Below are 15,482 nucleotides of genomic sequence, written 5' to 3' on the forward strand. Positions count from 1 at the left end.
CTATGCAGTTACCTTTACCCGTGACATTACCGACCGACGAGACTTTTGAAAGTTTTGTTGCGGGCAAAAATGGTGAGGTAGTGGCATTAATCCAGTCATTGGCTCAAGCCATGCCTTTATGGCGTAAGCAGTCTGAATTACGCCATATTCATCAACTGAAAGCCCCCATTATTCATTTATTCGGTGGCGCTGGTACTGGTAAAAGTCATTTACTTTACGCCTTGTCACATATTCTATCGGCGCAAGGGCAGAGCCATGTGTATTTAAACTTGGCGGATCACACGAGTTGGTCACCGGCCGTTTTCGACGGGTTAGAATATCTCCCCTTAATTTGTTTGGACAATATTCACGTTTTAGCGGGTAAAGCCGATTGGGAAGAAGCCTTGTTTGACTTGATTAACCGAGTGAGTGAAACGCAGCAGTCTTTGCTGGTGATCACCAGTCGTTTGGGGGCGCTGCATCCAGATTTTATTCTGCCAGATTTACGCTCTCGCTTAGGCTGGGGTCTGAGTTACCAGTTGGTACCACTGAGCGATGAGGATAAACAGACGGTAGTAGAGCACCGAGTAACACAACGAGGCCTGAACCTCTCTCAACAGGCATTGCAGTTTTTGTTACATCACAGTGATCGGGATATGCCTAGCTTAATGGCGCTCATTGAGCGTTTAGATCAACGCTCTTTGCAAGAGAAAAAACGCCTCACAGTGAATTTGGTCAAGCGCGAGTTGGGGCTAGAGTAGTAGCAACATCACATTGCTAATGTTGCTACTGAACTCTTTGTGTTTACTGAGAAGAAGGCAAAGGTAAATGACCTTCGTGGCGGTGTTGTTGGTCGAATTGCTGTAGGTCGTATATCCAGGCTTTCACGAATGCATTCTGTTTACTCAAACTACTCGTTGTTGCAGTTGTACTGAGCGATGCATAGTCATACCAAGACGCTCCCGACGGGTAGGTAATTGGCGCTGGCAAAGAAGCGCGAGCCGCTGCCACATCGAGTTCGGGCAGTACTCGGGCAATTGCGTAATCAGCACGGTCAACTAACGCTCCATCGGCAATGCGATCTCGCTGTGCCCAAGCCATAGTTGCATTAGGGTTATTCACTGCCGAGATAACCGCCACGTCTGCACTGACCCCTAATCGATACAACATCATAAAGCGCTCAAACATGGTGGCGTAGTCTTCGCGGTGGGTGTAATACGAATAAAAAGAGACGGCCGTATCTTGTTTAAACTCGTTGGCACCGTCTTCCGCAGTCAGCGCTTTTTGTGCGCTTGTTGCTGTTTCGCCGCCGTAATTTACCTGCGCTAAATCGCTGAGAATATCAGAAGCCAGCGGATAGCGAGCAATCATACCGTCTGAATCAGTACTGTTATTACTGGCGTAGCTAAGCGGGTTACTAGTGGAAGATAAATTAGCCCAACTGGTTGACGGGAAAAAGTCATTGGCGTGGGCCAGTTCATGGTACATCAACCAGGACACTGCGGCTTCTAGACGAGCAAAGTCGCGCGAATTTCTATTTGCGGCGGCGAGTGACGGTTGAGGGTAGTAATATTCACTGTCTTTCAAATAACGCCAGTAAATCCCGAAGCGCAAATCGTTACCAAAGTCGCTGCGGTAATCTGGGGCGGTATTTAAGGTATCTCGCTCCTCAGGGGTACGCCAAAAATTCGCAGCATCGAGGTAAATGGCCCCAGTGGCAGCCCAATAGAAAGACGGGCGTACTTCATAGGAAATCACGATTGCGTTCGTCGCGCGAAGAAGCTTTAACATATCTTCCGACGATGATGAATTTTGCAAAAACTCTTTGAAACGGTCTCCCATCCATTTGTGTGACACCACCAAGCGGTCGAGAATATCGTCGATAGTGGGGGTCGTTGTTTCCTGACCAATTAACGGCAATGTATTGAAACTGCATGTTGAATTCAATGTGTTCGAGTAAACGCAACCGGCAAGTACATCAGCGTAGGGGCTATCATCAACATAAGGGATCATGTCAGTGGTGACGTACAATTCGCTTTGCGGAAAATAACCGTTGCTGGCGAAGGTTGTGTCTTTTACAACAACGTACGCGTCGTCGCTGGCTTGCGTGCCATCTGAATAGGTAATGGTGGCAGAAAACACCAGAATTTCATCTTCAGATACACTCGGCGCGTCAAAATACATACTGTATTCAGGGCCATTAGTGGTATCTGTGCTGTAGGTGATCTCGTCTGGTTCTGGCCCGAAAGCTTGGTTCCAACTGATGCTGGTTATGGCTTTTGACGCATCGCTATCGACACGTAGTGAGACGCGCCCTAATTCAGTCGCACTGTGATCTAAACGAATATTTGCTTGGTCGCTTTGAGATGCTTGAGCCGTCATATCGAAAGAGACTGTTTGGCTAGTCCCGTCGGCAAAGGTCGCTGTGTATTCAAATTGATAAGTACCTGCTTCTGGTACGTCAAACCCTACAGCTTGGGTGTGAGAAGCGAGCAAATCAACCGCCGTACCGCTGAGTTGCTGCCAAGATGACTGGCTGATTGCTTGTCCGTCGACCGAAGTCACAGCAAAGCCGACCGATTGCCCAGCTTCTGCGGATACATCGCCATAAAGGGCTAGGTTACTTTCTGTGATAGCGGGTGTAGCACTGCTATATGACGGGGTTTGCGTAGGTGGTGTCGGTGACGTTGAATCACCCCCAGAGCCGCCGCAGCCAGAAAGCGCGGCACCAATAAAAGTAACAAGTATCAACTTGCGCATTGTTATCTCCTTTAAACAATATCAGGGCTTATTTCTGTTTTTTTAAACCCAATCCTAATTCTTTACCACGAAAACGGGCAAAGAGACTACATCCTGTAAACATGCAACTGGCAAGAATGAGTTCCACTAATGCAAAACTACGTTCTAACGGTACGGCATATAAAACGGTAATGCCATGAATAATATAAAATAAAATGATGAAATTAGCCCATGCGTGAGTATAGGGCTTAGCCTGCACAATACCCTTAAAGGGCAAAAGTAAAGGCAATACATATACTAGCAGGGTAAAGGTGACCGAATACTCATGAGTGGTGGTTAATACAAAATGCCATAAAACGACCCACGTGAGTAAACCCATATAGCTTGCGAGTGCGACGATGCGTAATTGTTTTGTTTTACTCGCCATTGGGATCATAGTTAGCTTCCTAATTGTTGTGCTATTTGTGCCAGGCGTTTGCCTTGTGCGAGACACAATCTTTTCTCTTCTTCGGTTAACTTGTTCTGGTCGTTGCTGGCGACATGGGTAACGCCATATGGGCTGCCACCAGAAGATGTAGTGTGTAAGTCTGCCTCAGAATAAGGTAGACCGCATAACAACATACCGTGATGAAGCAAAGGCAGGGCCATGGTAAGCAAGGTTGTTTCTTGCCCCCCATGCAGACTACTGGTCGACGTGAACACACAACCGGGTTTGTCGATCAAATCGCCACTTAGCCACTGTGCACTGGTGCTATCGAGAAAGTGCTTTAATGGTGCTGCCATGTTTCCAAAACGGGTAGGGCTGCCCATTGCCATACCACTACAATGAGTTAAGTCATCTTTCGAAACATACGGGGCTCCAGACTCTGGAATACTATCTGCGTGGGCTTCGTCAAACTGCCGAAGCGGAGGAACGGTGCGAACTCTTACGTCCATTCCAGTGCTTGCTACACCTCTGGCTATGTGTTCGGCCAGCGCTTGCGTGGCTCCGTGACGGCTATAAAACAACACCAAAATATAAGGCATTATAAAATATCCAGCACGGCTTCGGGTGGGCGGCCAATCTTTGCTTTGTCACCATTAATTACAACCGGACGCTCTATAAGTTTGGGAAAACTCGCCATTGCTCTAAATCGTTGGTCATCGGTAACGCCATCAAGGTGTAGCCCGGCTTCTTTGAAATCGGCTTCTTTTGTTCGCATCATGTCTGTCACACGCGCTAGGCCCAACTTACTGGCAATGTCTCGAATGGCGGCTTCATCCAACGGCGTTTTTAAATATTCAATAATCGTTGGGTTAATACCTTGTTCTTGCAATAAAGCCAGTGTTTGACGGCTTTTCGAACAGCGCGGGTTATGTAGTATGGAAATAGTTGGCATGAAGTCACTCTTTTCTTTGTGTTTGTTGCTACGTATGATGCAATGAAAAACAAACGAATCAAGTCCCAAGGGTAAAATTTGTTGTGAAAGAAAGGGTACTGAGTAAACGAACGATAACGGCAGTCTTGTTTGTTGCGGGTATTGTTGCAGCAACGTCTGGTTGGTGGGTTGCTCAGCGCGCAACGGTTGACGCCAGTACAACAGAAGGTAAACCCATATCTTGGCAGGCTCTGGAAGGAAAGTGGGTGATCATCAATTACTTTGCCGAATGGTGCTCGCCGTGCCTACGAGAAATACCAGAGCTTAATAATTTCTACAGAAATAAAGGGGCTGATGTTGCAATTTTTATGGTCAATTATGACCGATTATCAGTCAGTGACTTACAAACTCAAGTAAAGAAGTACGATATTGAAGTACCTGTGATCGTCAATGATGACGACAGTGTTTTTCCTGTTTCAACCCCTCCGCTATTGCCAACAACCTATCTTATTGACCCTGCGGGAAAGGTCGTTGAAAAGCTATACGGCGAGCAAAACGAAGTACGGTTAAAAGCAGCTTTACACAAAGCACGGCTAGCCCACTAAAGATTGAGTGGGCATCGATATTACAGCCGTTTGAGTTTGTCTTCTTCGTCTCTGAATTGCTTGATACGAGCGCGGATCCTTTGCTTTACAAGGTGATTGTCGCCTGAAAAGTTATAGGCAAACTGCAACTCGTCTATGGCTCGACGATATGCGCCGTATAAGGCAAACAGTTCCGCTTTGGTTTGGTGCATGTCTTTCAATTGACGCGAGTCTTGATATGCCTCTATCAACATTTGATAAGCAATTTCGTCGCCTTCATTAACCAGCAGGTAATCGCGCAGAATTTGTATGGCCCGATCATATTGCTCGTCTTTAATTAATGCATTAGACAAGTTCATCGCCAACACACCATTGCGGGGCGTAAACTCGAAGTGTGGCATCAATAAAGCGATAGCTTGTTTGGTTTTTCCGAGTGCTAGGTATGTGTCCGTCGCGACATCGAGATAGAACAAGTTATTCGGGTCAGCGTCTAACAATTCCTCGATAATTGGCTTGGCTTTCGCCGCTTCGTTTTTTCTCAATAAGGCTATGGCAAGCCCATATTGTGCCGCTTGTTTGAAAACATATTTGTTTTTATCCAGTGCCGCGGTGTAGTAGTCAAATGCATAGTCTTCATCAAAGGTGTAGCGCGCCATAATACGTGCTTTAGCCAAATGAAATGACAAACTCGGAGGTACCGTGACTTGGGAATAACCTCGGGCACGTGAACGCGCGTCTGCAATACGAGCCTCTGTTAATGGGTGAGACAACAACCGCGCTGGGGGACGCGATACCATGCGGTATTGTGCCGCAAGAATGCCGAAAAAACTCGCAGCAGCATTTGGGTCATAACCCGAACGAGCAAGTACATCGATACCGATCCGGTCGGCTTCTTGTTCATTAGAGCGCGTATAATCAATTTGCATTTGGGAAGACGCAGCTTGGGTCGTTGAAATTGCTGCCATGCCCGCCTCAGGGTTGGCGATAGCGAGAAAAATACCGCCCAACATGGACGCTATTTGTAATGGCGTAGCACGTTGTTGTGCCAGTGTTTTGCGCGCAAGGTGACGTTGGGTAACGTGGGCAATTTCGTGTGCCAGTACCGACGCTAGCTGACTTTCGCTTTCTGCATTGTGAATCAGTCCAGAATGTACGCCAATATGACCACCATAAAATGCAAAGGCGTTAATGGCGTCGTTATTGATCCAAAAAAAGCTAAATGGGAATTTCACGTTGTCTGCATTGGCAACGAGTCGATTGCCGATATCTTGCAGGTATTCGTCTAATAAAGGGTCTTGTATTAACGGGGCTTGACCACGCATCTGACGCATAATGGCGTCGCCAATAATCGATTCCTTTTCCAGTGTCAGCACTTCTGATGCGACCACACCTATTTCAGGTAAAGCATTTTTACCTTTGTCTTGTGCCCACACTGTATTGAGAGAAACGACAGATACTAATAAAGCGGCGATCGTATTTTTAAGTGAGAAAATCTTCATTCAATCCAGTTCGTTGCGTATTTCGTAAAGCTATGCGTTAGAACACGTTTTATCGCGTTGAGTTTCATGTTTCATCGTATTTTTTAAATATTGTGCCGTAGTCGCCCTGCTTATTCTAGCCACCATGCCCACAATTTAGTGTTTTTACTGGAAAAACCAGTACTTGTCCTTATTGCGTAACCCTATGGGTTTACCCTATGATCAGGGTTGCTTATTAAAAATAAAGGAATAGTCATTCCATGTTCAGTGTCTTCGGTCGATGGTACCGACGCAAGTTTTCCGATCCCGATGCGGCAATGCTGCTCATCCTTATATTAATCACCAGTACCTTGTTACTTGTATGGGGTGGGTTATTGATGCCGGTGATCGTTGCCGCTGTCATTGCCTATTTACTCGACTGGCCGGTGAGCCAATTAAATAAGGTGGGAGTAGGGCGCGGCGCCGCATGTGGAATTGTTATGGTGATGTTTATCACCGTAATTGTACTTTTAGTGATTGGTTTATTGCCCGTTGTAACCAAACAAAGTGTGAGTCTTATTCAAGAGTTGCCCAATATTTGGCAAAAAGCCCAAGATTGGCTGATGACGTTACCGAGCAAATACCCAGAGTTTGTGCAGTTTGAACAGATCCATCAAATGATGGAAGGCATGAATGACCACATGGTGGAGTTTGGGCAACAGGTGGTGTCGGCGTCGGTGAATACAATTGGCAATTTAGCTGCGCTGCTAATTTACTTGATATTAGTGCCACTTATGGTGTTTTTCATGTTGAAAGATAAGCCGTTTTTTGTAGACAGCATTTCACGATTGTTGCCAAAAGAGCGTCGTCTTATCTCTCAAGTTGGTAGCGAGATGAACCAACAAATTGCCAATTACATCCGTGGCAAGGTGATCGAGATTGTGATTGTAGGCGCGGTGTCGTGTGTAACGTTTGCCGTGATGGATTTACGTTATTCATTGTTGCTTGGGGTATTAGTCGGGCTGTCGGTGTTAATTCCATACATTGGCGCAGCTGTAGTGACCATCCCTGTTGCTGTTGTGGCATTGTTCCAATGGGGGCTTACGCCTGATTTTTGGTGGCTAATGGTGGCTTACGGTGTTATTCAAGCCTTAGATGGTAACTTGTTGGTGCCTGTACTCTTTTCTGAAGCGGTGAGTTTGCACCCCTTGTACATCATTGTTGCAGTGCTGTTCTTTGGTGGGTTATGGGGTTTTTGGGGAGTGTTCTTCGCCATCCCGCTTGCCACACTCGTCAAAGCGGTTGTTACCGCGTGGTCGAGTAACCCAGTCGGGACCGAGATTACACCGGATTAAAAAAAAGAGGGCGCTTGCCCTCTTTGTGTTTTCTGGTGTGGGTTATTCTGCGTTGTCTAGGTATTCAAGCACTACCACGTGGTGTTCTTTGGTCTTAAACTTATTGAATACTTTTTCAATCACACCCTCTTCATTGATCAAAAAGCTAATGCGGTGAATACCGTCGTACTCTTTACCCATAAACTTCTTCAAACCCCATACGCCGAAGTCTTCAGCAACTTTGTGATCTTCATCTGAAAGAAGCGTGAAGTTGAGGTTTTCTTTTTCAATAAACTTAGGCAAGCGTTTTACTGCATCAGGGCTAACGCCCAATACGACTACATTGCGTTTTTCAAGTTCTGCTTTTACGTCGCGCAAGCCTTGCGCTTGAACCGTGCATCCTGGAGTCATGGCTTTGGGATAAAAATAAACCAGTACTTTTTTACCGGCTAAATCGGCGAGTGATACATCGTTGCCGTCTTGGTCTGGTAAGGTAAATAACGGGGCTTTAGTCCCAGCTTGTAATGTGTTCATTGTTTTCCTTTTGATTTTGATCGGCAATAGTGCCTGTCAGGTTTAGCTCGTTGAACAATGCCATGAGGCCTTGTTGTAACTGTTCAAAATTAATCGGGTCTGCGACGGTGACCATAAATTTACAGCGTGTCATTTTGTCACCGGTTGTATCGTCATTGTATGTGTGTTGTCGAAAGGCAGAAATCGACGCGTTACAATCCGCAAAAAAGCCCGTGACTTTTTTTATTTGCCCCGGTGTATCTTTACCGCGAAATTCGACGAAGAACATGTGCTCGAGGTTTTGTTTTTCGTGCTCGCTGGTACGCTTCATCATGGATAAAAGATCAAGGCGCTGACACAAACCCGGTAAGGTGAGTTCCGCTCGTGTGATAGCGGTATGAGAGCCTTCTAAAATCATGGTTAGAGAAAAGTCTCGGCCATAAATGGCGTGGCGGCTGTCTAAAATATTACAGTTCGCTTCACTTACAGTGGTAGAAATTTCACTTAAGATACCGTGTTTGTCTGTGCCGAGAATGACCACGATAAGTTGATGTTGCATCGACGAAAATCCTTATTGTTATTCTTCCGTGTTTAACTCTAAAAGAGCTTACACGCACCATTTACTCGATGTGATACCAATGCCTGAAAAATCGGTAAACCGTTAATGTTAGCCCGATCTTAGCACACCCACTTGGTTTGTATAAGCTCTTGGTTATGGTGATAAAGGTTTCGTTGATGCCTCATATTTGGTCAAACACTAGTCAATCTGAGCGATCTTGGCGAAAAAATCAGTAATATTACGTTTTCAACACGTTCCGCATCTTGTGTTTAGGCGTTGAGATAATTACCATGTGCGCTCACTAAAAAGTGGAGAGATTATGTTTACTGGCAGTTACGTTGCACTCGTAACCCCAATGGATGACAACGGGGTTATTGATTACGATGCGTTAGCTCAACTCGTCGAATTTCATATTGAACAAGGCACTCATGGGATTGTGTCGGTTGGTACAACCGGTGAATCTGCTACTCTGCCTTTTGATGAGCACGTAGAAGTGGTCAAACACACGGTTGCTGCTGCCGCTGGACGCACTAAAATCATTGCGGGAAGCGGTGCCAACTCAACAGCTGAAGCTATCTTCTTGAGTGAGCAAATGGCTGGCTTAGGTATCGACGGTTTCTTAAGTGTTGTTCCTTATTACAACAAGCCTCAGCAAAAAGGTATGGTTGCCCACTTTAAAGCGGTTGCCGACGCCACAGACCTTCCAGTACTTCTTTATAACGTACCAGGCCGCACGGTTGCAGACATGCTTCCTGAGACGGTTGCAGAGCTTTCTCAACACAAAAATATTGTTGGTTTGAAAGACGCAACCGGTGATATTGCACGTTTAAAAGCAATGCAACCGCTTGTAAGCGACGATTTTGTATTCTTGAGTGGCGACGACGGCACGAGTGCTGAGTTTTTGTGTGCAGGCGGTCACGGCGTGATTTCTGTTACGGCAAACATCACGCCTCGCGCAATTGCACAAATGTGTGAAGCTGGCCTAGCTGGTGATTTTGCCCGTTGTCGTGAAATTAACGACACTGTTTACAAATTGCATACTGGGTTGTTTATTGAACCGAATCCAGTGATGCCCAAATGGGCGTTGTACAAAATGGGGATGATGAAAAGTCCTTTTTTACGTTTGCCAATGGTTTTACCGGAACTTGAAAGCAAAAATGCAATCGAAGCAATACTTCGTGAATATGCATTGATTTCTGGTGAATAAGGATAATAAATGAAAAAAAGCCTGGCATTGTTAAGTAGTTTGACTGTTGCTGTACTTGCAGGATGTGCGAGTCAGGTTGATAGAGTAACTGCATCAGGAAGCTACGACTACCTGAAATCAAAAGAACGCACTTCAATGAAAGTGCCGTCAGACCTTGATCGCCCTGAGTTTTCAGACGATTACGAATTACCTAAACTCGGCGAGAATGCAGACCAAACATTGGTAGGCAAAAAGCTCGTTATTCAGTCTCCTGCATTGGTCTTGCCTTTGGTGGCAGGGTCGCATGTTGAAGAAGGCAGCCGTTCCGCTACTGTGTGGTTCGATCAGGTTGACGATAGCCAACCGTTAAGTAACGCCGTGTGGGATTCTCTGATCAATTATTTAGACAAGCAAGGCATTGGTGTTGATTCTTTCGACCCTGAAGCCGGTGTGTTGGTTACAGACTGGGCTGTGCTTCGGACAGAAGATGAAGAAAAATGGTATCAAGGTTGGTATTCATGGGACGAAGAAAAGGTGGAAGTTGGGCGCCGTTTCAAGTTCACGCTTCAGCTTAAACCCCATGGCCGCACAGCTGCACTGAGTGCTGAACTCGTCGATTATATGGTGACTAAGGGCGAGGAAGTCAAAAGCGACATCGATGACATTGCTCAACGCCGAGAAGAAGTGGCGATCCTCAATAGTGTCATTAGTCATTACGAATATGAAAATCAAGTAAAAACAAACCAACGCATCGCTCAGATTCGTCAGGGGCTTACCATGAACATGGGCTTTGATGAAGATGGCAACCCCGCATTTGTGGTAGACGCGCAGTACGATATTGCATGGCCACGTTTGTTACTGGTACTGAGAAAACTTGGTTTTAACGTAAAAGATTTAGATAAATCCAATGGCTTGTTGTTCGTCACCTATACTGATGAACAAAGTTCTTGGTGGAAGGGGTTATTCTCTTCTGACGCGAAAAAGTTGCTAGAGTATGATGATTATCATCTCGTAGTGGGTGATTTGGGTAACAAAACGTCTATCACCTTTAAGAGCACTGAGAATGAGCCTTTCGAGGCGAATGTCGTTTCTAATCTTTATGATTCATTTGTTCGAGTGATGTCGGAAGACAATCTCGATATTTAATTTGAGAAGCCCCATGGAAAAACGCGACGAACTTTACCGCGGTAAAGCAAAAACGGTTTATTTAACTGACGATAGTGACAAGCTCATTTTGGAGTTCCGCAACGATACTTCCGCTTTTGATGGCGAAAAAATCGAGCAACTTGACCGTAAAGGTGAAGTGAATAACAAATTTAACCATTTCATTATGAACAAATTGGAAGACGCTGGTATTGCTACTCAAGTAGAAGCCTTATTGTCTGACAATGATTCACTGGTGAAAAAGCTTGATATGATCCCAGTAGAGTGCGTTGTGCGCAACGTGGCTGCGGGCTCTTTAGTTCGTCGTCTGGGCGTAGAAGAAGGCTTACTTCTCGATCCGCCAGTGTTCGAATTTTTCCTAAAAAATGATGCGCTACACGATCCGATGGTGAACGATTTCCACATCGTTTCTTTTGGTTGGGCAACAGAAGCTCAAATCGCTGAAATGAAACGACTGACGTTTGCTGTAAACAGTGTGCTAAAAGCACTGTTTGATCAAGCTGGTATGATTTTGGTCGACTACAAACTTGAATTTGGTCTTGATGCGCAAGGTAATATTGTTCTTGGCGACGAATTTACGCCAGACGGCTGCCGCTTGTGGGATAAAGAAACTCGCAAAAAAATGGACAAAGACCGTTTCCGTCAAGGGTTAGGGTCGGTAGTCGAAACCTACATCGAAGTCGCTGAGCGTTTGGGCTTCGCACTTTAATCCAAAAATGAAGCGCCCTGGTCAAACACCGGGGCGTTTTTTTATTCTCAGCAACTTTTTAAGTCTGATAAGGAGTATTGGGCATTGTCTAGTGATGTTTCTCCTGAGTTCCACTTTAACGCCGCAATACCGTTAAAAACTTACAAACAGTTTTCTCAATTTTCCGTTCGCCAGGCTATTACTCGTAAAAGTAAAAAGGGCGGGTTTATACAGAGTTTCTTTATTTGGTTAGTGTTAGCTGTGGCTTTTATGTACTTTTTTCAAGTTGCGAAAAAAGGCTTTACATCAATATCTATTGAAAACATCGCGATACTGTATACCCCTGTTATTGCGTTCTTTTTCACTTATGCTTGGAAGGTACAGAATCTGCGTAAAGCGATGATGCCGTTTGAACATGGCACCATACTCGCTTTTCGTGAATTAATCCTAAACGACTCTGGGATTACATTTAAAAGTGCGAAAATTACAACGGAATATCAGTGGGGTGCTATACAGTCTGTCACTAATGATCATGGCAACGTGTACTTGTACATAGATAACTTAATGGCCATCTTAATTGATGCCAATGAGTTTACCTCACCAGAACATCGGAAATCATGCATTCAGTTCATCAAAAGCAAGTGCATGTAATGCGGTAGCAAACTTTATTGAAACGCACAGGTTTTGTCTGGCGATATTTGAGGCGAGGTCACCAAGGGATTACGGTGACCATCTGACATCTCAGCTTAAGTGGGTTACTTTTCTCAGCCATATGGCGATGGCGTCACTTTTTGCATGATCATTTCGGGTTGAGTAAGTTGCTCGAAACCAAATTTTGCATACAGGCCTTGCGCATCCTTTGTCGTTAACATCACTTTTCTAAGGCCTTGTAGTGCCTCATGCTCAAGCATAGTGCCAACCAAATACTTACTTAGCCCCTGACCGCGATACGCTTCTAAAATAAACACATCAGACAAATAAGCGAAAGTTGTTTGGTCTGTTATCCAACGCCCAAAGCCCACCGTTTTCCCATTTTCGTCTAACACACCGAAGCTCAGTGAATGTTCTATGCAGCGCGCGACGGTGTCAATGGCAATATTTTTTGCCCAATAACTGTTACTCAAAAATGCGTGTACTACTTTAAGGTCTATTTTTGCTTTGTTGGTGGTAATTGAAAATTTCATGTGCGACAGTCGTTCAATTGAATATCGCCAGATTGCCAAAAATCGCTTAAAAACAAAAGGATTAACTCATGAATGTGTTGCAGGTATGTGCTTATACCACGATAGCTATGTTGGCGTTTGCGGCAAATTCATTGCTCTGTCGTATGGCGTTAATCGATGGTGAAATTGGGCCGACTGAGTTTACGGCTCTGCGGTTGCTGTCTGGTGCGATTGTACTTTCACTGATGGTGAAGCTTTCACAACCAGCGCAATCGGGTGAGGGGAGTTGGCCTTCAGCGCTGGCGTTGTTTGTTTATGCAAGCGGGTTTTCCTTTGCTTATGTCAGTATGGATACCGGTATGGGAGCATTGATTCTCTTCGGGACAGTGCAGATTACCATGATGCTTTGGAATTATATAAAGGGTGCACAATTGTCAGTTTGGCAATGGGGAGGTGTTGCGTTAGCGGCGATAGGGTTAGTCGTTTTACTATTGCCTGGGGCGCAAGCACCTAATTTGCTCCCTGTATTACTTATGGTTTTGGCTGGGGGCGGTTGGGCTGTTTATTCGATCCGCGGGAAAACGTCGGGGCAACCACTGAGAGCAACGGCTTCTAACTTTATGCTGGCTTGTGTGCCAACTACCGTACTCGTTGTTGTGTCATATTCCGGTGCATATTCAGCGCGAGGTGTTGTGCTTGCGCTCATTTCAGGTGGTATAACATCGGGTTTAGGTTACGCAGTTTGGTACAAGGTTATTCCTCATTTACGAGGAGAGGTTGCATCAATAGTACAGCTTTCTGTGCCTGTTATCGCTGTTTTTATGGGCGCCGTTTGGTTAGATGAATTGATTTCTGCACGTATTTTATTCTCTTGCATGGCCGTTTTAGTCGGTGTTTCCCTCGTGGTTTTGCTTAAAAAAGCGCCTTAAACCAATTTTAAGCGCTTTATTAACATATTCACATGAATTGTTTCCTGCGGTTAGACCACAGTAATCATGAATTTGACCTCTTGAGTTTGATGCTATGGAGGAAAGGCGTCAGCAATGACGCCTTTTTCTTTGGTTTTACATTTGGTTTACCAAATGTTGGGGAAAATGCAGTAACTCACCACAAAAATACACATATTTGTCGTTAAAATACGCAAAATAGCTGTTTTATTGAGCAGTTGATTGTTGCGACCATTGAAGCCTGTCTATATCACGCGTATCATCATTGCCCGAATTCAATATCAATAATTATCTGTCTGATTAATCGACAGAATATATAACTTTTCTTAACGCCTTTTTCTAGTAGTAGAGTAATCCAATGAAAAATCTTCGACTTCTGCCCGTCGCGGCAGGTGTAGCCCTTGCTTCGGCCTCGTTTTCAAGCCTATCTGCTGGCTTTCAAGTGAATGAACACAGTGCGAATGGTTTAGGCCGTGCTTTTGCAGGGCAAGCCGCTACGCCAGAGAACGCTTCAATTTTGGCGACCAATGCCGGTGCGATTACCGCTTTCGACAAGACGGAAATGAGCTTCGCTGTTAACTACATCAACCCTAATGTCGATATTGAGGGGGAAATGACAGTGGATATGGGTGGTACACCGGTAACGGCAGATGCAAGTGAAAAAGATATTGCAGAAAGCGCACTGATCCCTTCGTTTTTCGTTGTTACACCGATTAACGACAAAGTATCAGTTGGAGCAGGACTGTTTGCTAATTACGGTCTTTCTACTGACTATTCTGATACATACAATGCGCTACATTTTGCAGATCGCGCTGAGGTGATCACGTTTACGTTTAATCCTACTGTTGCTTACAAACTTACTGATACTTTGAGCATTGGTCTTGGCCTAAGCGCAACCTATGCAGAAGCGGAAATTGGTACTTCAACACCACAAGCTATTTATGGCTTAACAGGCGGTGCAGTGCCAGGAAACGCCACCATCTTGAAATTAGAAGGTGATGACTGGGGCTTTGGTTGGAATCTAGGTGCATTGTGGCAAGCAACGGCTGATACAACAGTAGCGTTGAGCTATCGTGCAAAAACTGAATTGTCGTTAGACGGTGAAGTGAGCTCTGATATGGTTGAAGCATTGAATCAACCTGGATCTCTGGATCTGGATCTTGCTGCAATTGCAGAGTTTGCTGTAAACCAAAAGCTCGATGATCAATGGTCTTTGCAATTTAGCGCAAACTTTACCGAGTGGAGTGTTTTTGAAAAGCTTGAAGCAAACTTGTCTTCAGGTACAGACTTGCTACTTAAAGAAGAACACTTTGAAAATACATGGCGTGTAAGTGTTGGTACGACTTACTTGTTAAATGAGCAAGTAACTTTACGTGCGGGCTATGCCTATGACGAAGGTGCTGTAACAACCGCACATCGTTCATTGAGTATTCCTGATACCGACCGTCATTGGGTTTCAGTTGGTGGAACGTATAAATTGGATGACGCAATTTCATTCGATCTTGGTTATGCATATTTGGTTGGTAGCGATGCAGTTGTTGAACGCGAAAATGACATCAGTGTGTCTGGTCTAGGTACTATTTCTAGCTCGTTGTCGGCGGAGCAATCTGCTAACGCTCATATTTTCAGTGCTCAGGTTAACTACCGCTTTTAATAACGCGTTTTATTAACGGTAAATAGAGAAGGCCCTGTTTTTAACAGGGCCTCAGACTGTTGAAAAAGCCCTAGACGAAAGTCTGGGGCTTTGATCTAATAGGCATAGTGAAATTCGGAGTGTTCACCATGCTAACCCCAAAATCCCCACAACAATA

General features: G+C 45.0%; 17 protein-coding genes. 9 read left to right on the forward strand and 8 right to left on the reverse strand.

Annotated elements, in window-relative coordinates:
- Positions 1-2 precede the first annotated feature (2 nt).
- Positions 3-740, forward strand: a complete 738-nt coding sequence (gene hda, locus ACXAH6_RS18070) for a DnaA regulatory inactivator Hda (protein ID WP_474879120.1) — start codon at positions 3-5, stop codon at positions 738-740.
- A 43-nt stretch (positions 741-783) separates the two neighbouring features.
- Here the strand turns inward: hda and ACXAH6_RS18075 are convergent, their stop codons facing one another.
- Genes ACXAH6_RS18075 through arsC form a run of 4 tightly spaced genes read right to left on the reverse strand, consistent with a single transcriptional unit; the run spans position 784 to position 4,097 of the window.
- The gene (locus ACXAH6_RS18075) at positions 784-2,739 is read right to left on the reverse strand and encodes a hypothetical protein (protein WP_474879122.1); all 1,956 of its coding nucleotides are present in this window, start codon (positions 2,737-2,739) and stop codon (positions 784-786) included.
- Between the two features lie 28 nt (positions 2,740-2,767).
- Positions 2,768-3,145 (reverse strand): DUF2069 domain-containing protein, encoded by a 378-nt coding sequence (locus ACXAH6_RS18080; RefSeq protein WP_474879146.1) that lies wholly within the window; start codon positions 3,143-3,145, stop codon positions 2,768-2,770.
- 11 nt (positions 3,146-3,156) lie between these two features.
- Complete coding sequence (wrbA, locus tag ACXAH6_RS18085) at positions 3,157-3,744, reverse strand: NAD(P)H:quinone oxidoreductase (RefSeq protein WP_474879124.1); 588 nt, start codon at positions 3,742-3,744, stop codon at positions 3,157-3,159.
- Complete coding sequence (gene arsC / locus ACXAH6_RS18090) at positions 3,744-4,097, reverse strand: arsenate reductase (glutaredoxin) (protein ID WP_474879125.1); 354 nt, start codon at positions 4,095-4,097, stop codon at positions 3,744-3,746. The genes wrbA and arsC overlap by 1 nt, the downstream gene beginning before the upstream one ends.
- Before the next feature lie 83 nt (positions 4,098-4,180).
- Here arsC and ACXAH6_RS18095 point away from each other — a divergent pair, with 83 nt between their 5' ends.
- Positions 4,181-4,681, forward strand: coding sequence for a TlpA family protein disulfide reductase (locus ACXAH6_RS18095; protein ID WP_474879127.1), 501 nt, complete (start codon positions 4,181-4,183; stop codon positions 4,679-4,681).
- Between the two features lie 20 nt (positions 4,682-4,701).
- Here the strand turns inward: ACXAH6_RS18095 and bepA are convergent, their stop codons facing one another.
- Positions 4,702-6,159, reverse strand: a complete 1,458-nt coding sequence (gene bepA / locus ACXAH6_RS18100; RefSeq protein WP_474879129.1) for a beta-barrel assembly-enhancing protease — start codon at positions 6,157-6,159, stop codon at positions 4,702-4,704.
- Positions 6,160-6,398: 239 nt separating this feature from the next.
- Between bepA and ACXAH6_RS18105 the strand changes: the two genes are divergently transcribed.
- Positions 6,399-7,472, forward strand: coding sequence for an AI-2E family transporter (locus tag ACXAH6_RS18105; protein WP_474879131.1), 1,074 nt, complete (start codon positions 6,399-6,401; stop codon positions 7,470-7,472).
- Positions 7,473-7,514: 42 nt separating this feature from the next.
- Here ACXAH6_RS18105 and bcp read toward each other — a convergent pair whose 3' ends face one another.
- On the reverse strand, positions 7,515-7,985 hold the full coding sequence (gene bcp, locus ACXAH6_RS18110) for a thioredoxin-dependent thiol peroxidase (protein ID WP_474879132.1): 471 nt from the start codon (positions 7,983-7,985) through the stop codon (positions 7,515-7,517).
- Positions 7,960-8,523: a glycine cleavage system transcriptional repressor gene (locus ACXAH6_RS18115; RefSeq protein ID WP_474879134.1), complete on the reverse strand. Its 564-nt coding sequence runs from the start codon at positions 8,521-8,523 to the stop codon at positions 7,960-7,962. Before ACXAH6_RS18115 ends, bcp begins: the two co-directional genes overlap by 26 nt.
- A gap of 319 nt (positions 8,524-8,842) precedes the next feature.
- Between ACXAH6_RS18115 and dapA the strand changes: the two genes are divergently transcribed.
- The 4 genes from dapA to ACXAH6_RS18135 all read left to right on the forward strand — a co-directional run bounded on the left by dapA (position 8,843) and on the right by ACXAH6_RS18135 (position 12,212).
- Positions 8,843-9,730, forward strand: coding sequence for a 4-hydroxy-tetrahydrodipicolinate synthase (gene dapA, locus ACXAH6_RS18120; RefSeq protein ID WP_474879136.1), 888 nt, complete (start codon positions 8,843-8,845; stop codon positions 9,728-9,730).
- 9 nt (positions 9,731-9,739) lie between these two features.
- Positions 9,740-10,855, forward strand: a complete 1,116-nt coding sequence (gene bamC, locus ACXAH6_RS18125; protein ID WP_474879137.1) for an outer membrane protein assembly factor BamC — start codon at positions 9,740-9,742, stop codon at positions 10,853-10,855.
- A 13-nt stretch (positions 10,856-10,868) separates the two neighbouring features.
- Entirely contained in the window at positions 10,869-11,582 is a 714-nt protein-coding gene (gene purC / locus ACXAH6_RS18130; RefSeq protein ID WP_474879139.1) for a phosphoribosylaminoimidazolesuccinocarboxamide synthase, read from the forward strand.
- An 84-nt stretch (positions 11,583-11,666) separates the two neighbouring features.
- Positions 11,667-12,212 carry a YcxB family protein gene (locus ACXAH6_RS18135; protein WP_474879140.1) on the forward strand — a complete coding sequence of 182 codons (546 nt, stop codon included), beginning with the start codon at positions 11,667-11,669 and terminating at the stop codon, positions 12,210-12,212.
- Positions 12,213-12,325: 113 nt separating this feature from the next.
- Here ACXAH6_RS18135 and ACXAH6_RS18140 read toward each other — a convergent pair whose 3' ends face one another.
- Positions 12,326-12,745 carry a GNAT family N-acetyltransferase gene (locus ACXAH6_RS18140; RefSeq protein WP_474879141.1) on the reverse strand — a complete coding sequence of 140 codons (420 nt, stop codon included), beginning with the start codon at positions 12,743-12,745 and terminating at the stop codon, positions 12,326-12,328.
- A gap of 68 nt (positions 12,746-12,813) precedes the next feature.
- Here ACXAH6_RS18140 and ACXAH6_RS18145 point away from each other — a divergent pair, with 68 nt between their 5' ends.
- Positions 12,814-13,653 carry a DMT family transporter gene (locus ACXAH6_RS18145; protein ID WP_474879143.1) on the forward strand — a complete coding sequence of 280 codons (840 nt, stop codon included), beginning with the start codon at positions 12,814-12,816 and terminating at the stop codon, positions 13,651-13,653.
- 376 nt (positions 13,654-14,029) lie between these two features.
- Complete coding sequence (locus tag ACXAH6_RS18150; RefSeq protein WP_474879144.1) at positions 14,030-15,325, forward strand: outer membrane protein transport protein; 1,296 nt, start codon at positions 14,030-14,032, stop codon at positions 15,323-15,325.
- Positions 15,326-15,482 lie beyond the last annotated feature (157 nt).

The organism is Alteromonas sp. ABE4_545 (genome assembly GCF_056161325.1).

Excerpts from the sequence above, each read along its gene's own strand:
- ACXAH6_RS18150 (WP_474879144.1), top strand. The coding sequence starts at position 14,030 with ATGAAAAATCTTCGACTTCTGCCCGTCGCGGCAGGTGTAGCCCTTGCT.
- ACXAH6_RS18145 (WP_474879143.1), top strand. The coding sequence starts at position 12,814 with ATGAATGTGTTGCAGGTATGTGCTTATACCACGATAGCTATGTTGGCG.
- bepA (WP_474879129.1), bottom strand. The coding sequence starts at position 6,159 with ATGAAGATTTTCTCACTTAAAAATACGATCGCCGCTTTATTAGTATCT.
- ACXAH6_RS18115 (WP_474879134.1), bottom strand. The coding sequence starts at position 8,523 with ATGCAACATCAACTTATCGTGGTCATTCTCGGCACAGACAAACACGGT.
- wrbA (WP_474879124.1), bottom strand. The coding sequence starts at position 3,744 with ATGCCTTATATTTTGGTGTTGTTTTATAGCCGTCACGGAGCCACGCAA.
- dapA (WP_474879136.1), top strand. The coding sequence starts at position 8,843 with ATGTTTACTGGCAGTTACGTTGCACTCGTAACCCCAATGGATGACAAC.
- ACXAH6_RS18080 (WP_474879146.1), bottom strand. The coding sequence starts at position 3,145 with ATGGCGAGTAAAACAAAACAATTACGCATCGTCGCACTCGCAAGCTAT.
- bcp (WP_474879132.1), bottom strand. The coding sequence starts at position 7,985 with ATGAACACATTACAAGCTGGGACTAAAGCCCCGTTATTTACCTTACCA.
- ACXAH6_RS18140 (WP_474879141.1), bottom strand. The coding sequence starts at position 12,745 with ATGAAATTTTCAATTACCACCAACAAAGCAAAAATAGACCTTAAAGTA.
- ACXAH6_RS18105 (WP_474879131.1), top strand. The coding sequence starts at position 6,399 with ATGTTCAGTGTCTTCGGTCGATGGTACCGACGCAAGTTTTCCGATCCC.
- ACXAH6_RS18075 (WP_474879122.1), bottom strand. The coding sequence starts at position 2,739 with ATGCGCAAGTTGATACTTGTTACTTTTATTGGTGCCGCGCTTTCTGGC.
- hda (WP_474879120.1), top strand. The coding sequence starts at position 3 with ATGCAGTTACCTTTACCCGTGACATTACCGACCGACGAGACTTTTGAA.
- purC (WP_474879139.1), top strand. The coding sequence starts at position 10,869 with ATGGAAAAACGCGACGAACTTTACCGCGGTAAAGCAAAAACGGTTTAT.
- bamC (WP_474879137.1), top strand. The coding sequence starts at position 9,740 with ATGAAAAAAAGCCTGGCATTGTTAAGTAGTTTGACTGTTGCTGTACTT.
- arsC (WP_474879125.1), bottom strand. The coding sequence starts at position 4,097 with ATGCCAACTATTTCCATACTACATAACCCGCGCTGTTCGAAAAGCCGT.